The organism is Arthrobacter sp. Y3223151 (assembly GCF_059091125.1).
Genome location: NZ_JBNHGI010000032.1, coordinates 1 through 409, shown reverse-complemented (window position 1 = coordinate 409; position 409 = coordinate 1). Strand labels below are relative to the sequence as shown.

Sequence of the window (409 nt, the reverse complement as noted above, 5' to 3'; positions counted from 1 at the left end):
GGCGTACCTTTGTCTCACGGGCAACCTGTGACGCCGACTGCGATATCGCGGATGAAGCAACGCGGTTAATGGCCATTGCGGCGGCACCAGGCACCGCCGTTTTGCTGATACGGCTGAGGTTTTCAACGGCCTGCTCAAGACCTTTTATGGCCATACATCCCCCTTTCAGCGGCGACGGTTAACGGCAGGCGGTACGCCCCGTCCAAGCCAGAGATGACAACTTCCGCCATCATCCGGCGAAACCCGATCTACCCAGAAATTTTCCTCACCGATGGTCAGCGTGTCTCCACGCCGCAGCTGCCGCACCTCATCAGTCCGGACAAACAGGGACGGGCTGGAGCCTTCAACGCGCACGCCCTGTCCGGCATAGCTGATATTTTCAGGGTCATCAAAAACACCACGTATCACC

Annotated in this window: 2 protein-coding genes; both read right to left on the bottom strand. The window is 58.4% G+C overall.

What is annotated here, in order from left to right:
• Window positions 1-154, bottom strand: a 154-nt coding sequence (locus AC5RUP_RS17220; protein WP_170997307.1) for a phage tail protein, incomplete at its 3' end; no start/stop codon positions are given.
• 11 nt (window positions 155-165) lie between these two features.
• The coding region (locus tag AC5RUP_RS17215) for a head-tail joining protein (protein WP_052941188.1) at window positions 166-409 on the bottom strand (244 nt) is incomplete at its 5' end.